This is a genomic window from Streptococcus oralis (genome assembly GCF_001588645.1).
Taxonomy (GTDB): domain Bacteria; phylum Bacillota; class Bacilli; order Lactobacillales; family Streptococcaceae; genus Streptococcus; species Streptococcus oralis_AB.
The window spans coordinates 16,751-42,391 of sequence record NZ_LAYF01000003.1 but is presented as its reverse complement, the minus strand read 5'-3'; the positions used below and the strand labels follow the sequence as shown (position 1 = coordinate 42,391).

Sequence of the window (25,641 nt, the reverse complement as noted above, 5' to 3'; positions counted from 1 at the left end):
GTCCTTTCTAATTGCCTTCAATTTCTTGCCACGTAATCATAGCTTGGGCATTAATCTCGCCATCACTGATAATCTCATGCTTGCTTTCTAGTCCCTTGAGTTCATAAGCTGAAGCAATCATACCACCTGGTCGCACTTCTTTGACATATTTGAGATTGATTTTCTTTGGAATATACTTGGTCAAAAAGTCTGCTCCCATGACCTCAAAAATCCAATCCAGGTATTTGCTGTTATTGACATGACCATTCATATCCAAGTCGTAAAAACGAACATGGTAGTCTTTACTGATCGGATCTTCTAGATTTGCATACTTTGGCCCGCGGATGAGTTTTTTATCAAACTCAGACTGGTAAGGAGCAACAATTTCCGGTTCGACAGCATGAACTTTACGACTATCTCTGTCCATGAGAACAAAGGTTGCTACCATGCGAATGATTTCTTGACCTGCTTCATCATAGATAGTGAAACGGCGGTAGCAAAAAAGACGATTGTAAGTCAGTGCTTCTGTTTCAATCGTAATCTCTTCAGCAAAGCGAGGCAAGCGAACCACGTCAATCGCATAGTCTGTAATAATCCAGACCAGATTGTAACGATCTAACACATCCTTGTCGCTAACTCCCAGTTCAATCGACTGCATACCTGACACTTGCAGGGACAGCAAAATTACATCTGGAAGTTTGATATGACCGTTCATGTCCGCCATATCAAAAGGAATTTTCATTTTCATTTGATAAGTTAAGCCCATTGTTCTACTCCAAAATAAATCGTTCTGCTACAGTGTCTCCCAAGAAGAGACCTCTCTTTGTCATTCGGACACGATCACCGTCGATCTGCATGAGTCCTTGTTGAACCAAGTCTCTGATGATCTCGCCATAAAGTCCATCAAAGGACCGTCCAAATTTTTCCTCAAATCGCGCCATAGAAACCCCGGATTTTTTCCGGAGGCCTAGGAACATTTCTTCTTCCATCTGCTCCCTTTGACTCAGGTGTTCTTCTGTAATCCGAGCATTTCCTGCCTCTACCGCATTGAGATAGTGGCGGATAGGACCGTGGTTTTTATAACGTACCCCGTTCACATAACCTGAAGCACCCGCACCGATACCATAATACTCGGCATTGTCCCAGTACATGAGATTGTGGCAACTTTCAGAGCCAGGTTTGGAGAAATTAGAAATCTCATAATGCTCAAAACCAGCTCGCTCCAGTTCTGCGATGATGTACTCAAACATCTCCGCTTCTAACTCTTCCTTGGGTAGGGGCAATTTCCCACGTCTCATGCGGTTCATAAAGACCGTATGATTCTCCAAAATCAAGCTATAAAGGCTCATATGAGGAATATCAAGCGAGATAGCCTTAGCGACATTGTCCTTGACCTGATCCATAGTTTGACCAGGTAGAGCGTAGATTAGGTCGATGGAGATATTGTCAAAACCAGCCAGTTTGAGGCGGTCGATATTTTCATAAATATCCTTCTCCAAGTGACTGCGCCCAATCTTTTTCAGCATTTTGTCATCAAAAGTCTGCACTCCTAAGGAAACACGATTGACTGGTGACTGTTTCAAAACCGCAATCTTATCCACATCCAAGTCGCCTGGGTTGGCCTCAATGGTCAACTCTTCCAAGACAGACAAGTCTAGATTTTTAGTCAAGCCATCCAAGAGCACTTCTAATTGCGGAGCTGACAAAGCCGTTGGCGTCCCACCTCCAATATAGAGAGTTGACAACTTTTGGATATCATAAGAACGAAACTCTTCTAGCAGGTGCTCCAAATAGCTATCTACCGGCTGATTCTTGATAAAGACCTTTGAAAAGTCACAATAATAACAAATCTGTGTGCAAAAGGGAATATGCACATAGGCTGACGTTGGTTTTTTCTGCATAGTATTTATTATACCACAAAGACTGGTTTCCAGATAAAAATCACCATCCCCAAAAACCAGAGATGGTGATACCTTATACTTCAGTAATATCGATGATGATTTCTTCTTGATCTTCAGCAACGTCTGGAGTTGTTGACTGTTCTTGCCATTGCTCCTTGAGATTGTTAAAGGTTTCCTTGGATGCTTCTGTCGCTTGTCGAGCACAGTTTTTAGCTTGGTCAAGGACACTATCAAAAGTGATTTCACCAGATTCTACTTGCTCCTTTGTTTTCAATACAAAGTCAGTTGCCTGTTCCTTCACTTCAGTTAGTTTCTCACAAACCTGCTCTCTAGCATATTCTGGATCTTCTCTCAAATCATCTAGAAAATCCTGAGCTTGACTACAAACTTGCTTGCCCTTGTCACTCGTCAAAAACAAAGCAATGGCTGCACCTGAAACTGTTCCTAAAAGGATAGAGGATAGTTTTCCCATAAGATTTCTCCTTTTTTATTTTTTGAAAAATTTACTTGCGACACGAAGAGCTGACAAGCCTGCACCTGTTTTGATAGTCTTTGAACCAGCAGATGAAGCCTTTTTACCTAAAACACGTGCATGTTGGTTGAGGTCAGAAACTGACTCAGACAAGTCTGCCACAGCTGTAAAAAGTGGATCAATCGTCGCAACTTTGATATTGATATCGTCTGCTAACACATTGACCTTAGCCAACAATTCATTGGTCTGATGCAAGGTAACGTTCACATCTGAGCTCAACGTTTTGATGGTTTTCTCTGTTTCATCAATCATACGACCGGCTTTTTGAATCGTGATTGTCAAATAGACTAAACAGACAATCAAAGCAATCGCAACAAGTATATATGCAACTTCTAACATTTATTTTTCCTCCTCTGTATGATAGAAAGGGGCTTTCTTTCGATTTTGATAAAGTATGATAAAAATACCGAGTCCGATAAGGATAACTGATAACCATTGGGAAACTCGCAGACCAAAGAACATGAGACTATCCGTCCGCATCCCTTCGATAATCATACGACCAAAGCCATACCAAATCAAGTAAGAAGCAGTGATATGACCACGTCTGATTCCCTTTAATTTTCGTCTAAAAATCAGAATCAAAGCAAATCCAATCAGATTCCAAACCGACTCATATAAGAAGGTCGGCTGACGGTAGCTACCATCAATGTACATCTGGTCACGAATGAAGCCTGGCAAATAATCCAAACTATCTACCGCTGCACCATAAGCCTCTTGGTTAAAGAAATTTCCCCAGCGCCCTAAACTCTGTGCAATCATGACGCTCGGTGCTGCAATATCTAAGAAATCCCAAGTATTAATCAGCTTTCTATCTGCAAAGATATAAAGAACAATAGCGCCCGCTATCAAACCTCCATAAATGGCCAAACCACCATTCCAGATGGAGATGATTTCACCTGGATTTTGCAGATAATAATCTAAGCGAAAGAGTACGTAGTATAGTCTAGCACCTAAAATAGCTATCGGAAAAGCAATCAGAATAAAATCCAAAATATCATCTGATAGAATTTTCTTTTTTGGAGCTTCTTTCATGGCAAGATAGACTGCTAAAACCAAACCAGCTACAATACACAAAGCATACCAACGAATAGCAAAGGGGCCAATTTCAAATGCGACTGGATTAATCATGTTTCACCTCATTTTGAGCGATTAGATTTGTCAAACGTTCTTCAAATAAACGTGTCGCATCAAAGCCCATTTCTTTAGCACGATAGTTCATGGCAGCTGCCTCAATGACAACGGAGATATTGCGTCCTGTTTTTACTGGGATGCGGATACGCGGAATTGTTACACCAGAAACTTCGAGTTCTTCGGCATTGTTTCCTAGACGGTCAAAGGTCTTATGGGTATCATAATTTTCCAAATAAACCGCTAGCTGAACTTGTGAAGAATCTTTTACAGCACTTGCACCATAGAGACTCATGATATCGATAATCCCAACTCCACGAATCTCAAGTAAATGCTTCAAGATTTCAGCAGGTTCACCCCAAAGAGTCATCTCATCCTTAGAATAAATATCTACACGATCGTCTGCTACTAGACGGTGTCCACGCTTCACAAGCTCAAGACCTGTCTCGCTCTTACCGATACCACTATCCCCTTGGATCAAGACACCCATGCCATAGATATCCATCAAGACACCGTGCACACTGGTACGTTTAGCCAAACGGGAATCAAGGTAGCTAGAAAGTTCTCCAGATAAACGACTGGTTGCTGTTCGACTAGTTAAAATCGCAATCTTGCATTCTCTAGCAGCCCTCAACATTTCCTCTGGCACTACCAGACCACGAGCCACGATAACCGCAGGTGTTTCAGGTAGAAACATTTTCTTCAAAACTTGATAACGGTTCTGGGCAGGCATGGCAACTAAATAGGACCACTCCTTCATCCCTAACAGCTGAATCCGTTCTGGTGTATAGTAATCAAAGTAGCCCGTCATTTCAAGACCAGGTCTCATAATGTCCGCAGTATTGATTTCTTTTTCAAGTAATTCGCCTTCACCATAGACAATATCTAGTCTGAGTTTTTCAATGACATCTCTTACTAAAACCGACATAATTTCCTCCTTCAATCGAGTTCTCCCTACTATTATATCAGATTGTAGTTGGAAGTTTCCTTTTTTTGCAGGATTTACAGTATTTATTTGATGTTGCTTGGGAAAAGATTTGACTAGGAAGTATTTTCGTACTCTTTTAAATTAACCGAGACAAATCTACTGCAAATTGGTCAACGTCTATCACCAAGTCCCTTCCAGATTTTTCAAAGTAAATTCTTGGAAGATCTTTTGTTAGTATTCTATTTGCATCAGCCATATCTTGAGGATAGGTATAGAACTGTTGACCTTGTGGAAACTGATTTTGGACTTGCCATTCTTCAAACTCCTTCAAAAAAGTCTTATGAGATGGCATACTGACTTCTTCGAACAAGGAATGGTCAAAAAATCGTACCAAACGATATAGACCATGAATCTCATCCGCAAAGCACTTATCGATCTTTTCATAAGGGTAACCTCGTCTCTGATAAGCTTGGCATAAACTTTGTAAGGACTCACTTAATGCAACTGCATCTTTTCTTGCCAAACTTATAAAATACCGAACAGAAAATTCTTCCATACCAGTTCGTTTTTTCTTCCCTAAAAACTGTTGTGCACGCAAGAGAGAATCGGATAATCTTTCTTCATCTTGATAATAAAGAGCGTATAAAAGATTTATCACATTTTCTGGATAATAGGTTCCTTTCAACAAGGGTAAATCTTTGGGGACGAATGATGGAATGGCTGAAAAATCGTTACAAGCAAAAGAGGTAAACAAGCCTTTCAAAATTCCATCTGTATAAATGGTTCCACTTGCTAACAAACCGCCTCTCATCAACTCAGTTCTTCCTGTTTGCCATAGCGCATTGTTTAACTGTGTATAATCCCCATCTAAAAACGCCGCATAATAGGCAAAATATTTAATATCATCTAGCAATAAGCTACTGTACAATTTTACCCTTAAAACCTTGTCAGACAATACTTTTGAATCGGTCAAATACTTTTCAAAAATTCTTTGGTTTGACTCTTCAAAATCCTTCCAATCTATCGGATCAGCACAATAACCCCAATCTTCCAAGTGATTTTCACGCATCTTTTGATATTCTTTTATATACTCTCTCATAACAATTTCTTCCTCTAAACATTGTGCAAAAAAAGACTAGACAAGTCTAGCCTTTCATTTCAAATTAGAATTTTTTACGTTTACGAGCTGCTTCTGATTTACGTTTACGTTTTACAGAAGGTTTTTCATAGAATTCACGTTTGCGTGTTTCTTGAAGAGTACCAGCTTTAGTAACCGCACGTTTAAAACGACGAAGTGCATCGTCAAGAGATTCATTCTTACGTACTACTGTTTTAGACATTTTTTTCACTCCCTTCAAGTTCAAGATCTATTCTATTTTACACGTAAAAGGAATAATTGTCAAGAAAAAACTGCCATAAACTTATATTATCTTCACTTTCTTCCCTAGAAAGAAGCAAATTGTTACAATAGATACCATGATACCTAAAAGAATGTTATTTAAAGTCTGCACTATCAAGAATTTTCTCCGCTCTCCACTTACAATGAGTGCTTGGTGATTGTTAAGTGGTATCAATTCCAGTTGCTTTTTATACATTTCAAAGGTCTTTTGGTTATTATCTATCAAATTTTCATATTTCAAAAAAGTATTTGCTAAAGAGATTATATCTATTTTAAAAATACATATGTAAAACTAACAAGTTTTATTAGTGAGAAGTCCTTCTATTTCCAATATTTAAACTATCTATAATATTATTAACTTCACTAATGTCTTCTCTATTTTGTTTTTCTTTTAGAAAATCATAAACAATGAAAGCCGAATTAATTATTTTATAATTAACTTCTTTCTTCATAATTTCTAAAATATTTTCTTCAATTGCATCGTTGAGAGGTATTTGATAAATAAAATCAGATATAAAGCAACTTATACTAGTCATTGTATCTCTGCGTTGGTGTTTCAAATTAGAAATTATAGATTCTGGAATAATAATTTCATCGTCATTTGAATCATCCCAGTAGTCTATGGGAATCTCATTAATATCTTTGGAAATTTGTGTAATATATTGTAAAAAATATATTTCATATAGATCTTCTTCATCCTCAAGATCCTCATTTTTAACATCATATACAAATTCAATTTGATATGATGGTTTTCCGCTTTTATCAGACCAACATCCTATATTGAAGTAAGCAAACTTCTCTTTAATAACTTCTATAACACTGGTTTTCCCACCAAAATATTTTTCAAAAAAATTATTTAATATATACTTTTCAAATTTATTTGGTAATAAATCATATAAAATTGGAATTAATATATCAGTGTCACCAAAACCGTTTTTAATAAACTCATTGATTAGATACTCTCCAACTAGACTATAACGTTTTATATCTGGTAATTGCTCCAAATACTTAGCAGAAAAATATTCTTGAAATGTTTTATGGACAAACGATATTCTATTCCCTTCTCTATAAAAAATACAAATTGATATTAAATCATCTATATAATCTTTTGAGTCAAATTCAAACTGTTTTTTATCAAGGCTATCAATTAAAGAGATTAGTTCATCTTCTTTAAAAGATGTCTTAGACTTCATATAGGATATAAAAGAAATTTCTGATATTATGTTCATAAAAACATCTTTTGGTAAATCATTTAATGTGTTAAACTCTCTGCTGTACATCCCAGGCTTTCTCGAGTCATGTAACCTATACAGGGTATCAAATGCTTCCTGATAAAAAATATGTATTTTTTCAGGTATTTTTCTATAATGTGTAAAATTAATAAGCATTAATGTTAAAAGTAAAGGATTAGATGCAAAAGATTTGTGAGTAGTATATAGATTATCATTTAATTCTTTTATAAATTCATCTACAACTTTAGATTCAGAATAATTAAGTTTTTTAATCAATGATATAGATTGTGCAGGTGTAAGTTCAGATATCTGAAAAACAGAAAAGCGCTGAAACTCAATAAAATCAGTGTTTGGTCGTGAAGTTAGAATATAATTATTATCGGGAAATCTTTTACAAAATTTATCAAATATAGTCACAAAAGGTTTGACATTATCAAACTTTAATTCATCATAACCATCTAAAAATATTACGACTTTACCACTTTCCAATAAACGTATTAATTGGTCTTTTTGTAGTTCTGATCCAAATGTAGTTAAAATTCCACATATTATTTCAATAAAATTAGAACTTACAGTCAAATCGTAATTATTTAACTCATTTAATTCTATAAATAGTGGAATATAGCTCTCTTGCTTTATGGTTTCTAAAAAAAGGTATTTTAATAGTGTCGATTTTCCCGAACCACCTGTACCCCTAATAATAGAAAACTTTGAATAATCAATAATAGTTTGAACATCAACAACATTAAACTTTCCTTCCGGACCACGAGATAATGGAAAAATGTTAGGTACTTCGAAGGAATTACTAATCATCCGAGGCTCATAATTATGTACGACACTCTTCATTTCCTTGTATGCCTCATAAGAATGGTCAAGATATTTAGTTAAATTCTTAGCAAATTCATAAATATCTGATCCTATTTGGTAGACTTCCTCGAGTATACTACTGTTTTTTGAAAGAATTACTGGGATGAATTTTGTTACTATATTATCTATTGCACTATTTTTAGTCATTTGAGCGATAATTTGTTTCAATGAACTCATATATATCCTCTCCTTTTCTTTTGTAATTTAGTTCCTATTAGCTTCTTTTATTTTTAGAAATTCTTCTTTATTCATATTACTATTGCCCTACAAAAACTATAAATATAGTTATATTTCTCAAAAACCACTCACTCCAAAGAGCAAGCGGTTTGTGTAATTTTTATTTTTCAAGCAAGCTGAGCGCTTCAGCATCCGCAATAATCGTCACATCAGGGTGATTTTGCAGACTACTTGCTGGTAGACTCTCAGTCACTGGTCCAGACACTGTTCCGGCAATAGCTTCTGCTTTTGATTCACCGTAAGCAAAGAGAATAATTGACTTGGCATCCAAGATGTTTTTAATCCCCATTGAGATAGCTTGGGTTGGAACGTCTTCAATTTTATCAAAGAAGCGAGCATTGGCTTCGATAGTAGACTGGTCAAGTTCTACAAGGTGTGTTTGACTGTCAAATGGAGTGCCAGGCTCATTAAAGCCGATATGTCCATTGCGACCGATTCCCAAGATTTGGAGATCAACAGGATGGTCAGCTAAAATTTGATTGTAGCGTTCAACTTCTTCTTCAGCATTATCCTTAACCCCACGAGGCAAGAAACTTTCTTTAAATGGTTTTTGGTTGAATAAGTTTTCCTGCATGAAGTAACGATAAGACTGTGGGTTGTCCCCATCAAGCCCTACATACTCATCAAGGTTCACACTGGTTAGATTTGAAAAATCAAGGTCGCTCTCAACGATTTCCTTGTAAAACTCAAGCGGGCTGCTTCCTGTCGCAAGTCCTAATGTTTGAGCACCATTGGCCAATTTTTCCTTCAAAATCTCAAAAGCAACTTTTCCACCTTCGACTTGATTCTCAACTTTTATAACTTTCATTTTATATCCTCCATGTTTCTATATTTATTATATGGTATAGACCAATTTTTGTCAAGTGAAAACGATTTAATTTTTAAAAAAAGAGCGCCCAAACTTGAAACATGTTATAATGGATAGGATTAGAACTTAGAAAGAATGATGAAAAAATGAATACTGCTGATTTTGATTTCCACTTGCCTGAGGAATTGATTGCCCAAACGCCCCTTGAAAAACGAGATGCCTCCAAACTCCTTATCGTTAATCGTGAAACGGGAGAAATGCAGGATAAGCACTTCCACTCTATTATTGATATGCTGGAACCTGGTGATGCCCTCGTTATGAATGACACTCGCGTTCTCCCTGCCCGCCTCTATGGCCAAAAGGAAGAGACAGGAGGCCATGTGGAACTTCTCCTGCTCAAAAATACTAGTGGTGATGAGTGGGAAGTCCTAGCTAAACCTGCCAAACGCCTCAAGGTCGGTACTCGCGTCAGCTTTGGAGATGGTCGTCTCAGTGCTATCGTTACAGAAGAATTGACCCACGGGGGCCGCATTGTCCGCTTTGAATACCAAGGAATTTTCCTAGAAGTTTTGGAAAGCCTGGGTGAAATGCCACTACCACCTTATATCCATGAAAAATTGGATGACCGTGAACGTTATCAAACGGTCTACGCTAAAGAGAGTGGCTCTGCTGCTGCACCGACTGCTGGATTGCACTTCACCAAAGAACTACTAGCAGAAATCCAAGCCAAAGGTGTTCATCTAGTCTATCTCACTCTTCACGTCGGACTCGGAACCTTTAGACCTGTCTCTGTTGACAATCTGGACGAACATGAAATGCACTCGGAGTTCTACCAACTTTCTGATGAAGCAGCTGCCACCCTTCGCTCAGTCAAGGAAAATGGAGGTCGCGTCATCGCTGTCGGAACCACTTCGATCCGCACACTGGAAACCATCGGTTCCAAGTTTAATGGGCAAATCCAAGCAGATTCTGGTTGGACCAATATCTTTATCAAACCAGGCTACGACTGGAAGGTTGTGGATGCTTTTTCAACCAACTTCCACCTACCCAAGTCAACTCTTGTTATGCTAGTTTCTGCCTTTGCCGGTCGTGACTTAGTCCTAGATGCCTATCACCATGCCATCCAAGAACACTACCGCTTCTTCAGTTTTGGAGATGCCATGTTTATCTATTAAGAAAATCCCTATTAGGAAACCTAATAGGGATTTTTCTAATTATTCTATACCAAACTTTGGATCTTTCAAACTCTGAACACTGGCATTGATAACTGCTCCGATAATCAAAATCTTTGCAATAAGAATAAACCAGAACATCATAACCACCACGATAATGGAACTGAAAAATCGGACATCAACCAGATGATTGACATAACTATTTACGTAGACAGAAAAGATATTCAATAAAAAGATAAGAGTTAGCAAGACAAAGACACTTCCTGGTAAAACATAGCGGATTCGTGGTGCTTTTACTTTTGGAAGGAAGTAATAAATCATAACTAGAATGGCAAAGATCAAGGCATAGACCAGAGGGCCTGTAAAATCTTGCAGGTAGGAAAATAGCGGACTGTCTGATTGCCAGTAAGTTTTGAGGAGGTTGAGCAACATACGACCAAACATACTCAAAAACAAGGCTAGAGCAAAAAGTATCTGCAAGCCGAAACTAACAAGTAGACTCATCAACTGATGGGAGATAATTCCTCGACTCTTGGTCACCCCATAGGCTTTGTTAAAAGCTTTTTGAAGGAAATCCATTGATTTCGAAAAGGTCCAGAGTGCAGATAAAACGGAAAAACTCAGCAAACCAGTTGATGGTTGAGTCAGAACTTCTCGGACAATCTTGGCGACCACATCATACACCGTATCAGGCAAGAATTCCTTGATTGTCAGTAAGAAATTTGAAACTGGAATCTGAAAATAAGGCAAAATATTGACCATTATCATTAGCAAAGGAAAGATTGAAATCAACCAATAGTAGGCAACCGCAACACTGGTTAACTCGCTATCTGATGCTTGATAATAATGCAAAAAAGATTTCAATAAGGGCCTGTCCATCAGCTCTTTCCACCACTTTTTCATGTTCCATCCTCCGTCATTTTCTTCATCATCTAAGTTCTTCTGATTAAATCTAGCATATCATAAGGTAAAGTATTTGCGGCTTCTTTCAGAGAATAATTTTCTAAATTATTCACATTTTGTCGTAATTTTTTGGCATACTTGGCTGTTATCAGTTTAGCTTCTTCGTATTCAAAGATTGCCTTACGTTCGAGATAGTAGCCTCGTAGCATTTCATCGATATTGTTTGGCTTGATGCGATTGATAACACGCTCAACAAAGGCACCACTTCCGATAATGGCCGTCTCGCGTAGACGAGACTCTTGCATAAAACTAATCAGAGAACTCTTGTAAACCCCTTTGAGGTTTTCCAAACTCTCGATAATCAGCTCTGTATTTTCCAAATACAACTCTGAAATCTGATCATAGTCAACTGCTAATAGTTTACGAGATTCTTCATTCATCCAACTACGGAAAGTTTTGCCAAAGGTAAACATTTCATGGAGTAGAAAACGCAGTATCCGTAAGGAAACTAGGAAGTAATAAGTCACTCTAGAAGCGAAATTCCGATTGATACTCTGCTCCATGTTTTTTAGGTAACGTTGGTAAACTCGATAGCCACGCTCGCTGATTCTATTTTCTTCGTAGGCTTGCTCCAAACCGTCACTCTCAATACTCAAGATAAGAAGTTTGAGGGACTCCCAGTCCTCTTGGACTCTCTTATTTTCCAGACTAAGGATGAGGTTTTCAATCCGACCATGATAATTATCAATAGCTGCATAAAGAGGAAGTTTATTCTTGTGATGGTCCAGTTCTTTTTCTAATTCTGCGGCTACATCATTCAAAATCGCAATATGCATCAAATGATCCTTGCTTTCCTCTTGTTCTTCAGATAAGTGAGGGAGAACCAATAAACCTGTTAGAAAGCTCAATAGTGTAACGCCTGCTACAAGGAAGAGTAAGAGAGGGTATTCCTGCTCCAAATGACTTGGTATGAGGAGAATGGTCGCGATAGATACTGTTCCTTTGACACCAGAGAAGGTCAAAAGAAGCATATCTTTCGTGTACTTATGAATTTTTTTCTTAAGTCGACGCGTCCTCACAAAGTAAAAACCAGCAATCATGACAAAGCGGATCGCAAAGAGTAAGAAGGTCAGAACGACAACTGAAAGCAGTAAAAGAAGGGGATTGTAGAGAGAATTAGACAAGATCGGCTCTGCTATCAACTCTAATTCCATTCCCAAGAGAACAAAGACTGATCCATTTAGCATAAAGGTCACGGTGTGCCAAACGGTCTCCGTCACGGTGTCTACCTGAGCCTCAAGGAGCGTAATTTTCTTAAAACGACTGGCCTTCAAAATACCTGCAACCACTACTGCGATAATCCCTGAAACATGAAACTCTTCTGCGATGAAAAAGGTCATGAGCGGCAAACTTAGCTCTAGCAATAGTTCACTGGCTATATCTATCGCTCGCACACTCAGTAAAAAGGTATGCAAGAAACGATTGACCATAGCCGTCACAAAACCGACTACAAAACCACCAAGGATAGAAAACGCTAGGGAAGTTCCAGCTTGGCTGAAAGAAAAGGTTCCTGTTGTCCAAGCAGCCAGAGCCATCTGAAAGGCAACCAAACCAGAAGCGTCATTTAAGAGTCCTTCCCCTTTTAGGATATTGGAAACCCGTTTTGGAAAACGAAAACGTTCAGAAAGAGATGCAAAGGCAACCAAATCTGTTGGCCCAAGTGCCGCTCCAACTGCTAAACAGGCAGCCAAAGGAAGAGTCATCCAAAGGAAGTGAGCCATGCCTCCCAAGCTTAAGGTCGAGATAAAAATCACAGGAAAAATTAGAAAGACAACAATCCGCCAGTGCTTCAAAATGGACGTAATATCCGCTTCTTCTGCCTCCCGGAAAAGTAAGGGACCAATAACCATGGCCAGAAACAGCTCTGTATTGAGATGAAAGTCCGCATCGGGAACAAATAAACCAATCCCAATCCCCAAAAGGATTTGCACAAGAGGAAGGGGCAAAAAAGGGAGAAGCTTATTGGTCGTAGTTGAAATGATTAAGACAAATAAAAATAGAATCAAGTAAATGAGTAATTCCACACAATTCCTCCTTAATCTTTTTTACAACAAGATTCAAAAATCTCCTTTTGCTCTTGGATTTTCTGATCAATCTTAGAACAGTCTTTGTGCTCAATTTTTTTCTGGCATCTTTCCATTTCAAGAGCCACTAATTTTTTCTTAATTTTAAGCATTTTCTTGCTCATATGTGCTTCGTCGAGCACCCCGACTGCTCGCTCGTGATGCGTTGACTCGACAAAATTTTGGCGCATTGCCTCAAGCTTCTCACGAAGGTATTGTTTATCCATGTCTATACCTTTCTAATTTTTCAATCATAACTAAAAACGGTGGATTATTAACTTGGTTGAGAGTCCGATAAATGGCAGCTGTATACTCTTGTTGGTTCAACTGGCTAACAAAATCCAATACAGCATCCCTCTCGGTGTCTCCTCCTTCATGACCATAGTAAATCATGATTGCAATCCGTCCCCCTTTGACAAGCAAGTGACACAGCTTTTCTAAGGCTTCGATAGTAGTCTGAGGTTGGGTGATGACGGATTTGTCAGCAGAAGGTAAATAACCAAGATTAAAAATCCCTGCCTTAGCTTCTGTCACAAACTGGTCTAGTGTCTCATGACCTTTCAAGATTAACTGGGCATTTTTCATTCCAGCCTGATCCAAACGCTCTTGCGTCTTCTCCAAAGCCTGCTCCTGAATATCAAAGGCATAGACTTGCTTGGCTAGCTTGGCTAGAAAAAGGGTATCATGGCCATTACCCATGGTCGCATCCACAACAATATCCTCTTTTGTCACGACTTCAGCTAAAAAATCATGCGCCATCTCAAGTGGTCTTTTCATTTTAAAACTCCTGTTTTACAGCCTTACAGCCCTGAACACTGCCGCGGCGTCTCATTTCAGTTTCAATAGCATTTAGCACTTCCCATTTATTGAGGCTCCACATGGGGCCAATCAACATATCTCTAGGCGCATCTCCCGTGATTCGGTGGATGACGATATGCTTGGGAATAATTTCTAGCTGATCACAAATGACCTTGACATATTCATCCTGACTCATCAGTTGCAAGCGTCCTTCGTGGTAATCTCTTTGCATACGTGTATTGGTCATAAGATGGAGCAAGTGCAGTTTAATTCCTTGAATATCATTATCGGTGACACAACGGCGGACATTTTCGAGCATCATTTCATGAGTTTCCCCAGGCAGTCCGTTGATCAGATGGGAAACAATCTCAATCTTAGGATATTTCCTCAAGCGTTTGACTGTTTCTACATACAATTCATAAGAATGGGCACGGTTAATCAGGTCAGAGGTTGCTTCAAAGGTTGTCTGTAAGCCCAATTCTACCGTCACATGCATGCGTTCTGATAACTCAGCCAAATATTCGATGGTTTCATCGGGTAAACAGTCTGGGCGTGTTCCGATATTGATTCCCACTACACCAGGTTCGTTAATGGCTTGTTCATAACGCTCCCGAATCACTTCCACCTTTTCATGGGTATTGGTAAAGTTTTGAAAATAAACCAGATACTTTTGAACATCTGGCCACTTGCGATGCATAAAGTCAATTTCCTTATAAAATTGCTCACGGATAGGGGCATCTGGTGCTACAATGGCATCTCCAGAACCCGAAACCGTACAAAAGGTACAGCCCCCATGAGCCACAGTTCCATCCCGATTTGGACAGTCAAATCCCGCATCAATAGGAACTTTGAAAGTCTTCTCTCCAAAAAGTTTTCGATAATAATCATTCAAGGTATTATAAGATTTCATAACTTTCATTATAACAAAAAACACCTACAATCTCAAAAGCCTGACTTTCCTACAAATTCCCTTGTTTCTCATTTCATTTAGCGTTTTTTTATGATACAATATGGGTATGATTTTAATGAAAATAGCATCTATTTTATTATTGATATTAACCTTGGTGGTTTGCTTTATTGTCACCAAGCTTTTCGGACTTAGGAAAATAGGATTTAATTTCGCGGATCTAGCTTTTCCACTTTTGGTATTTGAGTACTACCTGATTACTGCTAAAGCCTTTACCCACAACTTTCTACCGCGACTTGGAGTCGCACTTTCTCTCCTAGCAATCCTCCTTGTAGTCTTTTTCCTTGTCAAAAAACGAAGTTTTTATTACCCTAAATTCATCAAATTCTTCTGGAGAGCCGGTTTTCTCCTTACCTTAATCATCTACATTGCTATGATTGTCGAATTGATGATGCTCCCATAAAAAACATTCCCTCAGACAGCTGTCTAAGGGAATATTTTTATCTTCATACTTACTTTCTAAGCTCTACCAAGATACTCTTTCTTATTTCCTAAATGTCAATGCGTAGAATTTACCATCCCAAAGAAGTTTCATTTCCTTTTCCTTAACTTCGCTTGGAACAGCATTCTCAATTTCACTCAAATCAACAGTAGCATCTTTAAAATAATCCTTACTAAAATGATTTTTCTTATATTGCTGATCCACATAGTCAGCCGTCTCATCTGCAATTAAAATCTTAGTCCCTGGTTTCGCCACTCGTAGCATTTCCTGCATAGCCTTGGCCTTATCATTGAAAAAATTGATTCCGCCAATATGGTAGACAATGTCAAAACTATTATCCGCAAAGGGTAGATCCTCCGCGCAAGCATGGAAAAGTTGCAAATTAGTCTTTTTAGCGCAAGATTTCTGGCATTTTTCTAGCATACTGATAGAAATATCTACCCCTACAAAGTCTAAACTTTTCAGGTCAATTGTCTCAGGGATATAACGGAGGTCTTGACCAGTCCCGATAGAGACATAGAGAACAGATAAATTATCCTTCCATTCTATTTCTCCCATCAGATCCCTTCTCAACTTATCAATTGCCTTGCCGTGGAGAAATGGTCCTATCCATTTCTCACTCATATCATACCAACGAGCCATACGGTTATACATGGTCATGTATTTAGCATTATCTCCAGATAGATAATCAGGATTAAGAGACAGATAGATAGCCCCATCTTTTTGAAAGTTTTCTACCTCCAAACCTGACTTCAATTTATCTTGTAATCTTGTTTCAATCATATGCAACATCTCCTTTTTTATTTGTCACCAATTATAGAGGATTTCCTCGCAAAAACAATAGCTTTTTAGTAAGTGGCAACTATCCACTTGTATCTGGTAGTAGAACCAGGGTTAGTTACAAAAAAAACAAGTGCCAATTTCCATTGACACTTGTTTCCACTTTTAAACTGTCTTGCAACATTTCGTGAAAGATACCGTTTAAAAAACTTAATCTTCTTTTTTGCGTCTTGCCAAGAATCCTGTTCCCAATCCAAGAAGGGCGATTCCAGCTACTAGAGCCACTTGGTTAGACTCGCTTCCTGTATTAGGCAATTCCCCACCTTTTTTAGGCTTACCTGGTTCATTTGGTTTGCCAGGTGTTGGTTTTTCAGGAGTGTGCGTATTTGTAATGTTGTAACCTTCTACTGAAGCTGTATAACCATCTGGAACATTCACTTCTTCAACAGTGTAGGCAATCTCCTTACCTTCTTGATAACGATCAAGACCTGTAAACTCATAAGTCCAGCCACTTGTTTCTGACACTGTAGCTGTCTGACCAGTTTCCTTACCATCTGCAAGAAGTTTTACGGTGATAGATGCTGGACGGATGCCATCTTTGTTCTCTTCATCTTTCCAGATCTTATGACCTTTTACAGATGTTTTCTCTGGAGCATGTGTATTGGTAACTGTGTACTTACCATCTTTGTCCGTAGTAACTGTTGAGGTATATTCTTTCACAGCTACTTCTTTGACAGTGTACTTGATTTCTTTACCATTTTCGTACTTAGGAAGTGCTTTTGATTCGAACTTCCAACCAGTTGCTTCTGAAACTTCAATTTCTTGAACAACTTTATCGCCGTTAAGAATTTGAACTTTCACTTTATCTGCACGTTTGCCGTCTTGGTTGTTGTTATCATCCCAAACCTTAGTTCCTGAAAGGATAACTGTATCTGGATTATGAGTGTTAGTCACTACTTGACCAGTTACAGAGGCTTCATAGCCAGCTGGTACATTCACTTCCTTGATTGAGTAAACGATCTCTTTACCAGTTTCGTATTGTGGAAGATTTGTGAATGATGCTACCCAAGTGTTGGCATCTGTCTTATCCTTAGCTGTCAAGGTCAATTTCTTACCTTCAACGGCTACTGGATCAGTATCTCCTACTTTTTTGTAAAGTTGAACCGTTACGGACTCAGGACGTTTGCCGTCTTGGTTGTTCGAATCGTTCCATACTTTTGTTACCTTGTAGTCAATTTCTTTAGGAGCATATTTGTTTGTGATGGTAAAGTCTGTAATAGTCGCTTCGTATTCTGCTACGGCTTCTTCTGTTACAGTGTATTTGATTTCTTTACCAGCTTTATATTTTGCTAATTTCGTGAATTCGACAGTCCAAGTTCCGTCTGCGGCTGCTTGAACTTCTTTCGAATCAACTTTCTGACCATCTGCTAAAAGATTGATTGTAATCTTAGTTGGACGTTTGCCGTCTTGGTTATTCGCGTCATCCCAGTTCTTAGTTGCTTTTACAACAACTGTTTCTGGTGAATAGCTATTTGTGATAGTGAATCCTGATGCAGCGTCACCAGTAACCTTAGAAGTGTAACCAGCAACAGTTACTTCTACTACCGTGTACTGGATAGGTATGCCGCCTTTATCAGCATCAAGGTCTTTGAAGCTTCCAGCCCAACCATTTGCTTCAGTCAATTCAAGTGTTTTACCAGTATCTTGACCATCTGCAAGCAATTTAACTGTGATAGAAGTTGGACGTTTACCATCTTGGTTGTTCTTATCATCCCATACTTTCTTCACAGAAACTTCAGTTTTCGCTGGAGTGTAAGTGTTCTCGAATGCTTTTTCATCATCGTAAGCAACAGTTGCTTCAAGGCCACCTTTACCATTGTCCGCTACTGTAACTGTAGCAGTGATTGTTTTCGTGTCATACGTGATGCCTGTAGCAGTTCCAGCTTTTTCAGCAATCTTGTAAGTGAAAGTTCCAACTTTATCGAATTCCAAGGCTGAGAACTTAACGTTTCCATCTTTGTCATTCTTGACTGTTTCTTTCACATTACCGTCTTGGTCTGTCAAAGTAAACTCAAACTCATCAGCTTTCAACTCACGTCCTGTAAGTTTTTTATTAGCTTTAATCTTAGCTTTAGCTTTGCTACGTTTATTTGTAACTGTTTTGATAGCTCCATCTTGTCCAACAGTCATCTCAAATGGAGTAGGATTCAACTCATATCCCTCAGGAGCCTCAATCTCGGTTACCGTAAAGTTCCCTTTCTTGATATCACTTTCTGAGTAAATAGATGATTCAGCAATTCCGTCATCATTTGTCGTTACAATTTCCTCTTTAGCAGTAGCTCCTGCCGGAGGAGTGATCTTGAATTTTGCTCCTTTTAGACGGTCATGAGTCAGCTCGTCGACCTTGTAAAGAATGATACGGTAAGCTGTCTCTAATTGTATAGTTCCTCCTGAGGCCACAACAGAATTACCAATCTGCTGAAGTACCGTCTTATTACTATAATCTTGATACTCCAGTTTTTTATCATTGGCTTTTACTTCGACATTATTCAGTACTTTTGTACCATCTCCTGGAGCGCTCGTTTTATAACCAATTCGAAAAGCTGCTGGTTTTCCATTTTTAGCTACGATAGAAGAAGCGTTGTTAATGGTAATGGTAAATTCTGTATAAGAATCATTCCACTTAATTTCGTAATCTTTACCAGCTTCTAAAACTACCTCGTCTTTCATGTAGTATACTTTGTTATACCAACCTGCTATAACACTGAGAGATTCCGGAATCATTTGCATTGGTGACGAATTTGGATCAACCCAATCATGAATCTCAATTTTATCATATGAAGCTTGCTTTGGATTGACCCTAACATACCACGTATGAAGATATTGACCACTCTTATTTAAAGCTTTTGAGGTCCAGGCTTCCTTACTAATTAATCCATGATATTTACTAAAGTTGGCTTTGCCAATCCCTTCAGAATAATCAACCTCACCTCTTCGACCAACCCTGATTTGATAAGTAATTTCATTTATTGTTTCTGTCTTTTCAAAGCGTAGTGTTTGCTCACTTAGCTCATTCTTAGAGCTAAATCCAAGATAGAAGCTTCCTCTAACATTCTGAACATAGATTCCCTTCTTCTTCTCTAGGTAAGTTTTTAAATTTTTTAGGGTAATTGTAGCCTTTCCACCATTATTATCACCATTAGATACAATTTTTGCTTCTCCGATAACAAGGTCTGTTTCCTTGTCCTTTAGATCAAAAGTTTCCTCTCTAACTGACAAAGGACCTGGAACAGTGAATGTAAAGGTGTCACCATCCTCCAACTTACCATCGTAAGCACTTAAATCATAATCTACGATAAACTTGTAGTTCGGGTAATCATTATGCTCAGGAGACAGAGTATAAACACCATTCGCATCCGGTTTTATAAATCTACCATTATCAACCTCCCAAATTCCAATATTACTGATAACGTTCTTCAGTTCCTTTGCTTGAACTGAATTTGGAGCAAAGATCATCCCTAGCAAACAGGCCAGAGAGGTTAGGATGGGTAACCAAAATTTCTTGTTCTTCATAATCTTCCTTTCTAAATTACCGAAAACATTAAAACGACCAACTCTGATAATAGATTCCCAATACTCATCTCCTTTCAGACTTATTGAAATACATGAGAGTTATTAATTAAACTACATCATATTAACATATTTCATAACTATATGTGAGTACAATACTTATCGTATTTGTTCTGTACTTAATATAGAAATTTCCTTTAATTTCATTATAAAACAAAATTAACTTTTTTTGTAATATTATGAGGTTATTGCCTTTTGAAAATGTTGACACAGTGTAAAATTACTGTCATAAAAATTAATTCTTTCATCACACTGAAGTTTCTTTAAGTTTAGTGTACACATACGAACAACTTCTCTTTTAAACAAACAGAAAGAAACATTGCACAAAACATTCCATTTATTTATAAGTTTGATACACCTTAATAATTATCCAAACTATTTTATATAAGCAAAAATCAGAAGAGATCTAGTAATAGTCATACCCCATACTGATAAATAGTTTAATTTAACATATTTCATTATTCTGAACCATAAAAAAAGACCAGGGGTTATCCCTGATCTTTCTTTACTGTACTTATTGGCTACTAAATGAGATTAGTCTTCTTTTCTTCGTTTAGTTGCTACAAGACCTGCACCTAAAGCTAGAAGAGCTAAACCTGCTGCTAATGTAGCTTGTCCAGATTCGCTTCCAGTGTTTGGTAGGTTAGGATTTTCTGGTTCAGTTTGGTCCGTTACTACTAACTTACCATCCTTAAACTCGACCTGATTTCCACTAGCATTTACCACTGTTACAGTTCCGTCGTAGTTAACTTGGAATGTAATATCTGTTACTGCTAAGTATCCAGTTGGAGCGGCCTCTTCATGGAAAGTATATACTCCCGGAGTCAAATCAAGTACATGTGATTGTTTGGCTTTTGAAGTCCATTCAGCCACAGGATTACCTGAAACTTTTTCTCCACGGAAAATTTGGATTTTTGCACCCGCGATTTCTTCACCCGCTAGATTTACCTTGCTGAAGGTAATCTTACGTGGTAGGTCATCGTCTTTATCCGTTACTGTAACAGTTGAGCCATTAGTTACGACCTTGTTGTCTTCACCCTTAGAGTCTTTCTCACCAACGTTGGTCACTTCCACTGTGCCGTCATGTTTGACTTGGAAAGTGATGTCCGTTACTTTGAGATAACCAGTTGGGGCTGCTTCCTCATGGAAGGTGTAAGTGCCTGGAGCCAAGTTGAGATCTTTAGACTTACCAGCTTCAGATGTCCAGCTTTCTACAGCTGTGCCTTCTGCTTTATCGCCCTTGTAGATCTTGATTTGAGCTCCTGCGATTTCAACCCCACCAAGACTAACCTTGCTGAAGGTAATCTTACGTGGTAGGTCATCGTCTTTGTCGGTTACAGTTACAGTTGAGCCGTTGGTAACGACTTTGTTGTCTTCACCCTTAGAGTCTTTCTCACCAACATTTGTCACTTCCACTGTGCCGTCATGTTTGACTTGGAAAGTGATGTCCGTTACTTTGAGGTAGCCAGTTGGAGCGGCTTCCTCATGGAAGGTGTAAGTACCTGGGGCCAAGTTCAAGTCTTTAGACTTACCAGCTTCTGAAGTCCAGCTTTCTACAGCTGTACCTTCTGCCTTATCGCCCTTGTAGATCTCGATTTGAGCGCCTGCGATTTCCGTACCACCAAGGCTAACCTTACTGAAGGTAATCTTACGTGGTAGGTCATCGTCTTTGTCGGTTACAGTTACAGTTGAGCCGTTTGTGGCAACTTTGTTTTCTTCACCCTTAGAGTCTTTCTCACCAACATTTGTCACTTCCACTGTACCATCATGTTTGACTTGGAAAGTGATGTCGGTTACTTTGAGGTAACCTGTTGGGGCTGCTTCCTCATGGAAAGTGTAAGTTCCTGGGGCCAAGTTCAAGTCTTTAGACTTACCAGCTTCAGAGGTCCAGCTTTCTACAGCTGTGCCTTCTGACTTGTTGCCCTTGTAGATCTTGATTTGGGCACCAGCGATTTCTTCTCCACCAAAGCTAACCTTACTGAAGGTAATCTTACGTGGTAGGTCATCGTCTTTATCAGTGACAGTTACAGTTGAACCGTTGGTTACGACTTTGTTGTCTTCACCCTTAGAGTCTTTTTCGCCAACATTTGTCACTTCCACTGTGCCATCATGTTTGACTTGGAAAGTGATGTCGGTTACTTTGAGGTATCCAGTTGGGGCTGCTTCCTCATGGAAGGTGTAAGTGCCTGAAGCCAAGTTGAGATCTTTAGACTTACCAGCTTCGGAAGTCCAGCTTTCTACAGCTGTGCCTTCTGCCTTGTCGCCCTTGTAGATCTTGATTTGAGCTCCTGCGATTTCTGTTCCACCAAGGCTAACCTTGCTGAAGGTAATCTTACGTGGTAGGTCATCGTCTTTATCGGTTACAGTTACAGTTGAACCGTTTGTGGCAACTTTGTTTTCTTCACCCTTAGAGTCTTTCTCACCAACGTTGGTCACTTCCACTGTACCATCATGTTTGACTTGGAAAGTGATGTCCGTTACTTTGAGATAACCTGTTGGAGCGGCTTCCTCATGGAAGGTGTAAGTTCCTGGGACCAAGTTCAAGTCTTTAGACTTACCAGCTTCGGATGTCCAGCTTTCTACGGCTGCACCTTCTGCCTTGTCGCCCTTGTAGATCTTGATTTGAGCGCCTGCGATTTCTGTACCACCTAGGCTAACCTTACTGAAGGTAATCTTACGTGGTAGGTCATCGTCTTTGTCGGTTACAGTTACAGTTGAACCGTTTGTGACGACTTTGTTTTCTTCACCTTTAGAGTCTTTTTCACCAACGTTGGTCACTTCCACTGTGCCATCATGTTTGACTTGGAAAGTGATGTCCGTTACTTTGAGGTAACCTGTTGGAGCGGCCTCTTCATGGAAAGTATATACTCCCGGAGTCAAATCAAGTACATGTGATTGACTGGCTTTTGAAGTCCATTCAGCCACAGGATTACCTATAACTTTTTCTCCTCGGAAAATTTGGATTTTTGCACCCGCGATTTCTTCACCCGCTAGATTTACCTTGCTAAAGGTAATCTTACGTGGAAGGTCATCGTCTTTATCGGTGACAGTTACTTTAGAACCGTTTGTGGCAACTTTGTTTTCTTCACCCTTAGAGTCTTTTTCACCAACGTTGGTCACTTCCACTGTGCCGTCATGTTTGACTTGGAAAGTGATGTCGGTTACTTTGAGGTAACCAGTTGGAGCAGCTTCCTCATGGAAGGTGTAAGTTCCTGGTGCCAAGTTCAAGTCTTTAGACTTACCAGCTTCTGAAGTCCAGCTTTCTACAGCTGTGCCTTCTGCCTTGTCGCCTTTGTAGATCTTGATTTGAGCACCCGCGATTTCTTCTCCACCAAGGCTAACCTTGCTGAAGGTGATCTTACGTGGACTATCGTCATCTTTATCAGTGACTTTGATTGTTGAACCATCGGTTACGACTGTATTGTCCTCGCCTTTAGCATCCTTAGTACCAACATTGGTCACTTTAACTGTTCCATCATAGTTAACTTTAAAAGTGATATCCGTCACTTTGAGGTAACCAGTTGGGGCTGCTTCCTCATGGAAGGTGTAAGTACCTGGGGCCAAGCTCAAGTCTTTAGACTTACCAGCTTCGGATGTCCAGCTTTCTACAGCTGTACCTTCCGCCTTATCGCCCTTGTAGATCTTGATTTGTGCTCCTGCGATTTCAACCCCACCAAGACTAATTTTACTGAACGTGATTTTACGAGCTACATCGTCATCTTTATCAGTAACTGTCAGAGTTGAATTTTGGGCTACAACACGATTGTCTTCGCCCTTAGAATCTTTTTCACCTACTTTTGTCAATTCAACAGTACCGTTAGGTTTAACTTGGAAAGTGATATCCGTTACTTTGAGGTAACCAGTTGGGGCTGCTTCCTCATGGAAAGTGTAGATGCCTGGTTCAAGATTCAATTGCTTAGGTTGGTCAGTTGAAGTCCAGCTTTCTACGGCTGTGCCTTCTGCCTTGTCGCCCTTGTAGATCTTAATCTGTGCACCAGCGATTTCATTCCCTCCAAGGTTTACCTTACTGAAGGTAATTGGTTTTGGACTAGTATCCTCTTTATCGGTAATAGTCAGAACTGGACCAGCTGCAAGAACAGTGTCATCAGCTCCTTTATTCTTAATAGTGATAGAACCGTCAGCATTAACAGTAAAAGTAATATCTCCTACAATTTGATATCCCTCCGGAGCATCGAACTCTCTTAGAGTGTAGGTCCCTGGTGCCAGCTTAACCACTTTAGAAGTGTCAGCTACAGTAGTCCAGTCTGCAACAGGTGCCTCTTCAAGATTGACTGTATCTCCACTATAGATTTTCAGTTCCGCTCCTGGAATTTCTTTTCCATTTGGATCCACCTTTTTGAAAGTAATCTCTTTTTCAATTGGAGTCTTCGGAGGTGTCTTCTTATTTTCAATTCGACGTTCTACGGATTTGTCAGAACCAAATTCATCTGGAGAAATTTTAATGTCTTCAGTTAGTTTATCATAGCCAATAGGAGCCGTTACTTCACGAATCGTATAGTTATCTCGTAGCAATCTACCTACACTAGCGTTACCATCAGGACCTGTTGTCAATCGTCCAACAACAGCTTGGTTTCGATCACGAATAACTTCAAAAACTGCACCTTGCAAAGGTTGGCCGGCTTCGTCTACCTTATGAATTTTAATGGTGAAAACATATCCTTCCGCAACACCACCTGCAATCTGGTAGGTACGTGTATTGGTTGATTGTTCATTCTCACTACCATTATAACTCATGTTGGCTACGTTCGTGATTTCCTCACCATCGACTAGATCATAATTCGCTTTAGCTTGATATTCAATCATATAACCAAAACCATTAGTGTCTCCTAAAGGAAGGGTAAAACCATCACCATTCGCATTTACTACTAGTTGGTTTTTAAAGGTTTCGGTCATATCCTGAGCATCGGACCATTTCCAGTCTCCGTTATTCCAGCTCCAGTTTACTTTATAAATACGAAAAGTATCTGGTAGGAATTTCATATTTGGAGATGAGAAGGCATCTTTGATAGTAACATTACTATAATCTGCCATATTTCGGTTTATAGTAATATTGTAACGAATTACATTGTTAGGATCTCCTCCCTGTTGAAATGAACTCTTTTCGATTTTCGAGTCGTATTTCCCTGGAGGGCCGTTATAACGGATCTTTCCTGCAAATAGAACTCTATGTCCTACAGTAATGTTGACATCAACGTCTTTTTCTTCTGAAACAACGTCATGGTCAACTCGGACATAGACAAAGAATTTCCCCCTAACGCTGGAATTATTCTCAACAAATTTTGTATAAGTGAGAGTAATTGTTTTGCTAGCTGCATCTAAACGACCAGTAGCTACAAGATTGTTAGAAGCATCTCGTAATTCAATGTCTGAAGAGTTTGAAAATGCAATCTCTGATGGCAATTGAAGTGTTGTTGTATCACCTTCATGCACAGTATTATCTGGCAACACGAAATCTGCCGTAAGACGGAATTCTTGCCAAATATCCAATCCTTGCGTTAATGCTTCACCAGATTTGTTCTCAACACCTACACTAGTGATCACATCATTATACTCTGTCGCATGTACTTGCGTCAGAGGGGCAAACGATTGGAGAATAACTCCCAAACATAGAATAAGGATCTGAATCCAAGATCTTATTTTCTTGTTCATTTAATCTTCCTTTCTTATAATATTCAGTTGTAAATGTACAATGTAATAGTAAACTAACTGATTGTCCCCAACTAATCACCATTCTCCTTTTTCAAGTAAAAATTTATAGCTACATTACTTTCATATTTTATCATACTATTTTAAA

At 39.0% G+C, this 25,641-nt stretch carries 20 protein-coding genes; 2 read left to right on the top strand and 18 right to left on the bottom strand.

Translation table 11 applies throughout. The features are described from left to right. Nucleotides 1–7: 7 nt before the first annotated feature. The 10 genes from A0739_RS01630 to A0739_RS01585 form a co-directional block, all read right to left on the bottom strand. Nucleotides 8–745, bottom strand: coding sequence for an acyl-[acyl-carrier-protein] thioesterase (locus tag A0739_RS01630; protein WP_061586839.1), 738 nt, complete (start codon nucleotides 743–745; stop codon nucleotides 8–10). Nucleotides 746–749: 4 nt separating this feature from the next. After that, nucleotides 750–1,880, bottom strand: a complete 1,131-nt coding sequence (gene hemW, locus A0739_RS01625) for a radical SAM family heme chaperone HemW (RefSeq protein ID WP_061586838.1) — start codon at nucleotides 1,878–1,880, stop codon at nucleotides 750–752. 73 nt (nucleotides 1,881–1,953) lie between these two features. Then, the gene (locus A0739_RS01620; RefSeq protein ID WP_061586837.1) at nucleotides 1,954–2,352 is read right to left on the bottom strand and encodes a YtxH domain-containing protein; all 399 of its coding nucleotides are present in this window, start codon (nucleotides 2,350–2,352) and stop codon (nucleotides 1,954–1,956) included. Between the two features lie 15 nt (nucleotides 2,353–2,367). Further along, nucleotides 2,368–2,751, bottom strand: a complete 384-nt coding sequence (locus A0739_RS01615) for a DUF948 domain-containing protein (protein WP_009730340.1) — start codon at nucleotides 2,749–2,751, stop codon at nucleotides 2,368–2,370. Then, nucleotides 2,752–3,540, bottom strand: a complete 789-nt coding sequence (gene lgt / locus A0739_RS01610; protein ID WP_061586836.1) for a prolipoprotein diacylglyceryl transferase — start codon at nucleotides 3,538–3,540, stop codon at nucleotides 2,752–2,754. Then, complete coding sequence (gene hprK / locus A0739_RS01605; RefSeq protein WP_000115190.1) at nucleotides 3,533–4,468, bottom strand: HPr(Ser) kinase/phosphatase; 936 nt, start codon at nucleotides 4,466–4,468, stop codon at nucleotides 3,533–3,535. Before hprK ends, lgt begins: the two co-directional genes overlap by 8 nt. 136 nt (nucleotides 4,469–4,604) lie before the next feature. Continuing rightward, entirely contained in the window at nucleotides 4,605–5,567 is a 963-nt protein-coding gene (locus A0739_RS01600; protein WP_061586835.1) for a hypothetical protein, read from the bottom strand. 64 nt (nucleotides 5,568–5,631) lie between these two features. Continuing rightward, nucleotides 5,632–5,808: a 30S ribosomal protein S21 gene (gene rpsU, locus A0739_RS01595; RefSeq protein WP_000048054.1), complete on the bottom strand. Its 177-nt coding sequence runs from the start codon at nucleotides 5,806–5,808 to the stop codon at nucleotides 5,632–5,634. A gap of 364 nt (nucleotides 5,809–6,172) precedes the next feature. Then, the gene (locus A0739_RS01590; protein WP_061586834.1) at nucleotides 6,173–8,143 is read right to left on the bottom strand and encodes an NACHT domain-containing protein; all 1,971 of its coding nucleotides are present in this window, start codon (nucleotides 8,141–8,143) and stop codon (nucleotides 6,173–6,175) included. 160 nt (nucleotides 8,144–8,303) lie between these two features. Continuing rightward, nucleotides 8,304–9,011, bottom strand: a complete 708-nt coding sequence (locus tag A0739_RS01585; RefSeq protein WP_000864609.1) for a glucosamine-6-phosphate deaminase — start codon at nucleotides 9,009–9,011, stop codon at nucleotides 8,304–8,306. Between the two features lie 146 nt (nucleotides 9,012–9,157). Here A0739_RS01585 and queA point away from each other — a divergent pair, with 146 nt between their 5' ends. Then, a complete protein-coding gene (gene queA, locus A0739_RS01580; protein WP_061586833.1) occupies nucleotides 9,158–10,186 on the top strand; it encodes a tRNA preQ1(34) S-adenosylmethionine ribosyltransferase-isomerase QueA in 1,029 nt (342 codons plus the stop codon). A 39-nt stretch (nucleotides 10,187–10,225) separates the two neighbouring features. Here queA and A0739_RS01575 read toward each other — a convergent pair whose 3' ends face one another. The 5 genes from A0739_RS01575 to mnmL are packed head-to-tail and all read right to left on the bottom strand — an operon-like array spanning nucleotide 10,226 to nucleotide 14,926. Beyond that, entirely contained in the window at nucleotides 10,226–11,086 is an 861-nt protein-coding gene (locus A0739_RS01575; protein WP_061586832.1) for a YihY/virulence factor BrkB family protein, read from the bottom strand. A 29-nt stretch (nucleotides 11,087–11,115) separates the two neighbouring features. Further along, nucleotides 11,116–13,170: a cation:proton antiporter gene (locus A0739_RS01570; protein WP_061586831.1), complete on the bottom strand. Its 2,055-nt coding sequence runs from the start codon at nucleotides 13,168–13,170 to the stop codon at nucleotides 11,116–11,118. Nucleotides 13,171–13,181: 11 nt separating this feature from the next. Next, nucleotides 13,182–13,436, bottom strand: coding sequence for a hypothetical protein (locus A0739_RS01565; protein WP_000361094.1), 255 nt, complete (start codon nucleotides 13,434–13,436; stop codon nucleotides 13,182–13,184). Continuing rightward, a complete protein-coding gene (gene mnmM, locus A0739_RS01560; RefSeq protein ID WP_000828419.1) occupies nucleotides 13,429–13,986 on the bottom strand; it encodes a tRNA 5-(aminomethyl)-2-thiouridylate-methyltransferase MnmM in 558 nt (185 codons plus the stop codon). Before mnmM ends, A0739_RS01565 begins: the two co-directional genes overlap by 8 nt. A gap of 1 nt (nucleotide 13,987) precedes the next feature. Then, entirely contained in the window at nucleotides 13,988–14,926 is a 939-nt protein-coding gene (gene mnmL / locus A0739_RS01555) for a tRNA modification radical SAM protein MnmL/YtqA (protein WP_061586830.1), read from the bottom strand. Between the two features lie 91 nt (nucleotides 14,927–15,017). On the opposite strand from mnmL, the gene A0739_RS01550 reads away from it, so the two are divergent. Further along, entirely contained in the window at nucleotides 15,018–15,377 is a 360-nt protein-coding gene (locus A0739_RS01550; RefSeq protein WP_000525394.1) for a DUF3397 domain-containing protein, read from the top strand. 81 nt (nucleotides 15,378–15,458) lie between these two features. Here A0739_RS01550 and A0739_RS01545 read toward each other — a convergent pair whose 3' ends face one another. The 3 genes from A0739_RS01545 to A0739_RS01535 all read right to left on the bottom strand — a co-directional run bounded on the left by A0739_RS01545 (nucleotide 15,459) and on the right by A0739_RS01535 (nucleotide 25,496). Next, a complete protein-coding gene (locus tag A0739_RS01545; RefSeq protein WP_061586829.1) occupies nucleotides 15,459–16,199 on the bottom strand; it encodes a class I SAM-dependent methyltransferase in 741 nt (246 codons plus the stop codon). 207 nt (nucleotides 16,200–16,406) lie between these two features. Then, complete coding sequence (locus A0739_RS01540) at nucleotides 16,407–19,769, bottom strand: Cna B-type domain-containing protein (RefSeq protein WP_061586828.1); 3,363 nt, start codon at nucleotides 19,767–19,769, stop codon at nucleotides 16,407–16,409. 591 nt (nucleotides 19,770–20,360) lie between these two features. Then, the gene (locus A0739_RS01535; protein WP_061586827.1) at nucleotides 20,361–25,496 is read right to left on the bottom strand and encodes a SpaA isopeptide-forming pilin-related protein; all 5,136 of its coding nucleotides are present in this window, start codon (nucleotides 25,494–25,496) and stop codon (nucleotides 20,361–20,363) included. Nucleotides 25,497–25,641: the final 145 nt, after the last annotated feature.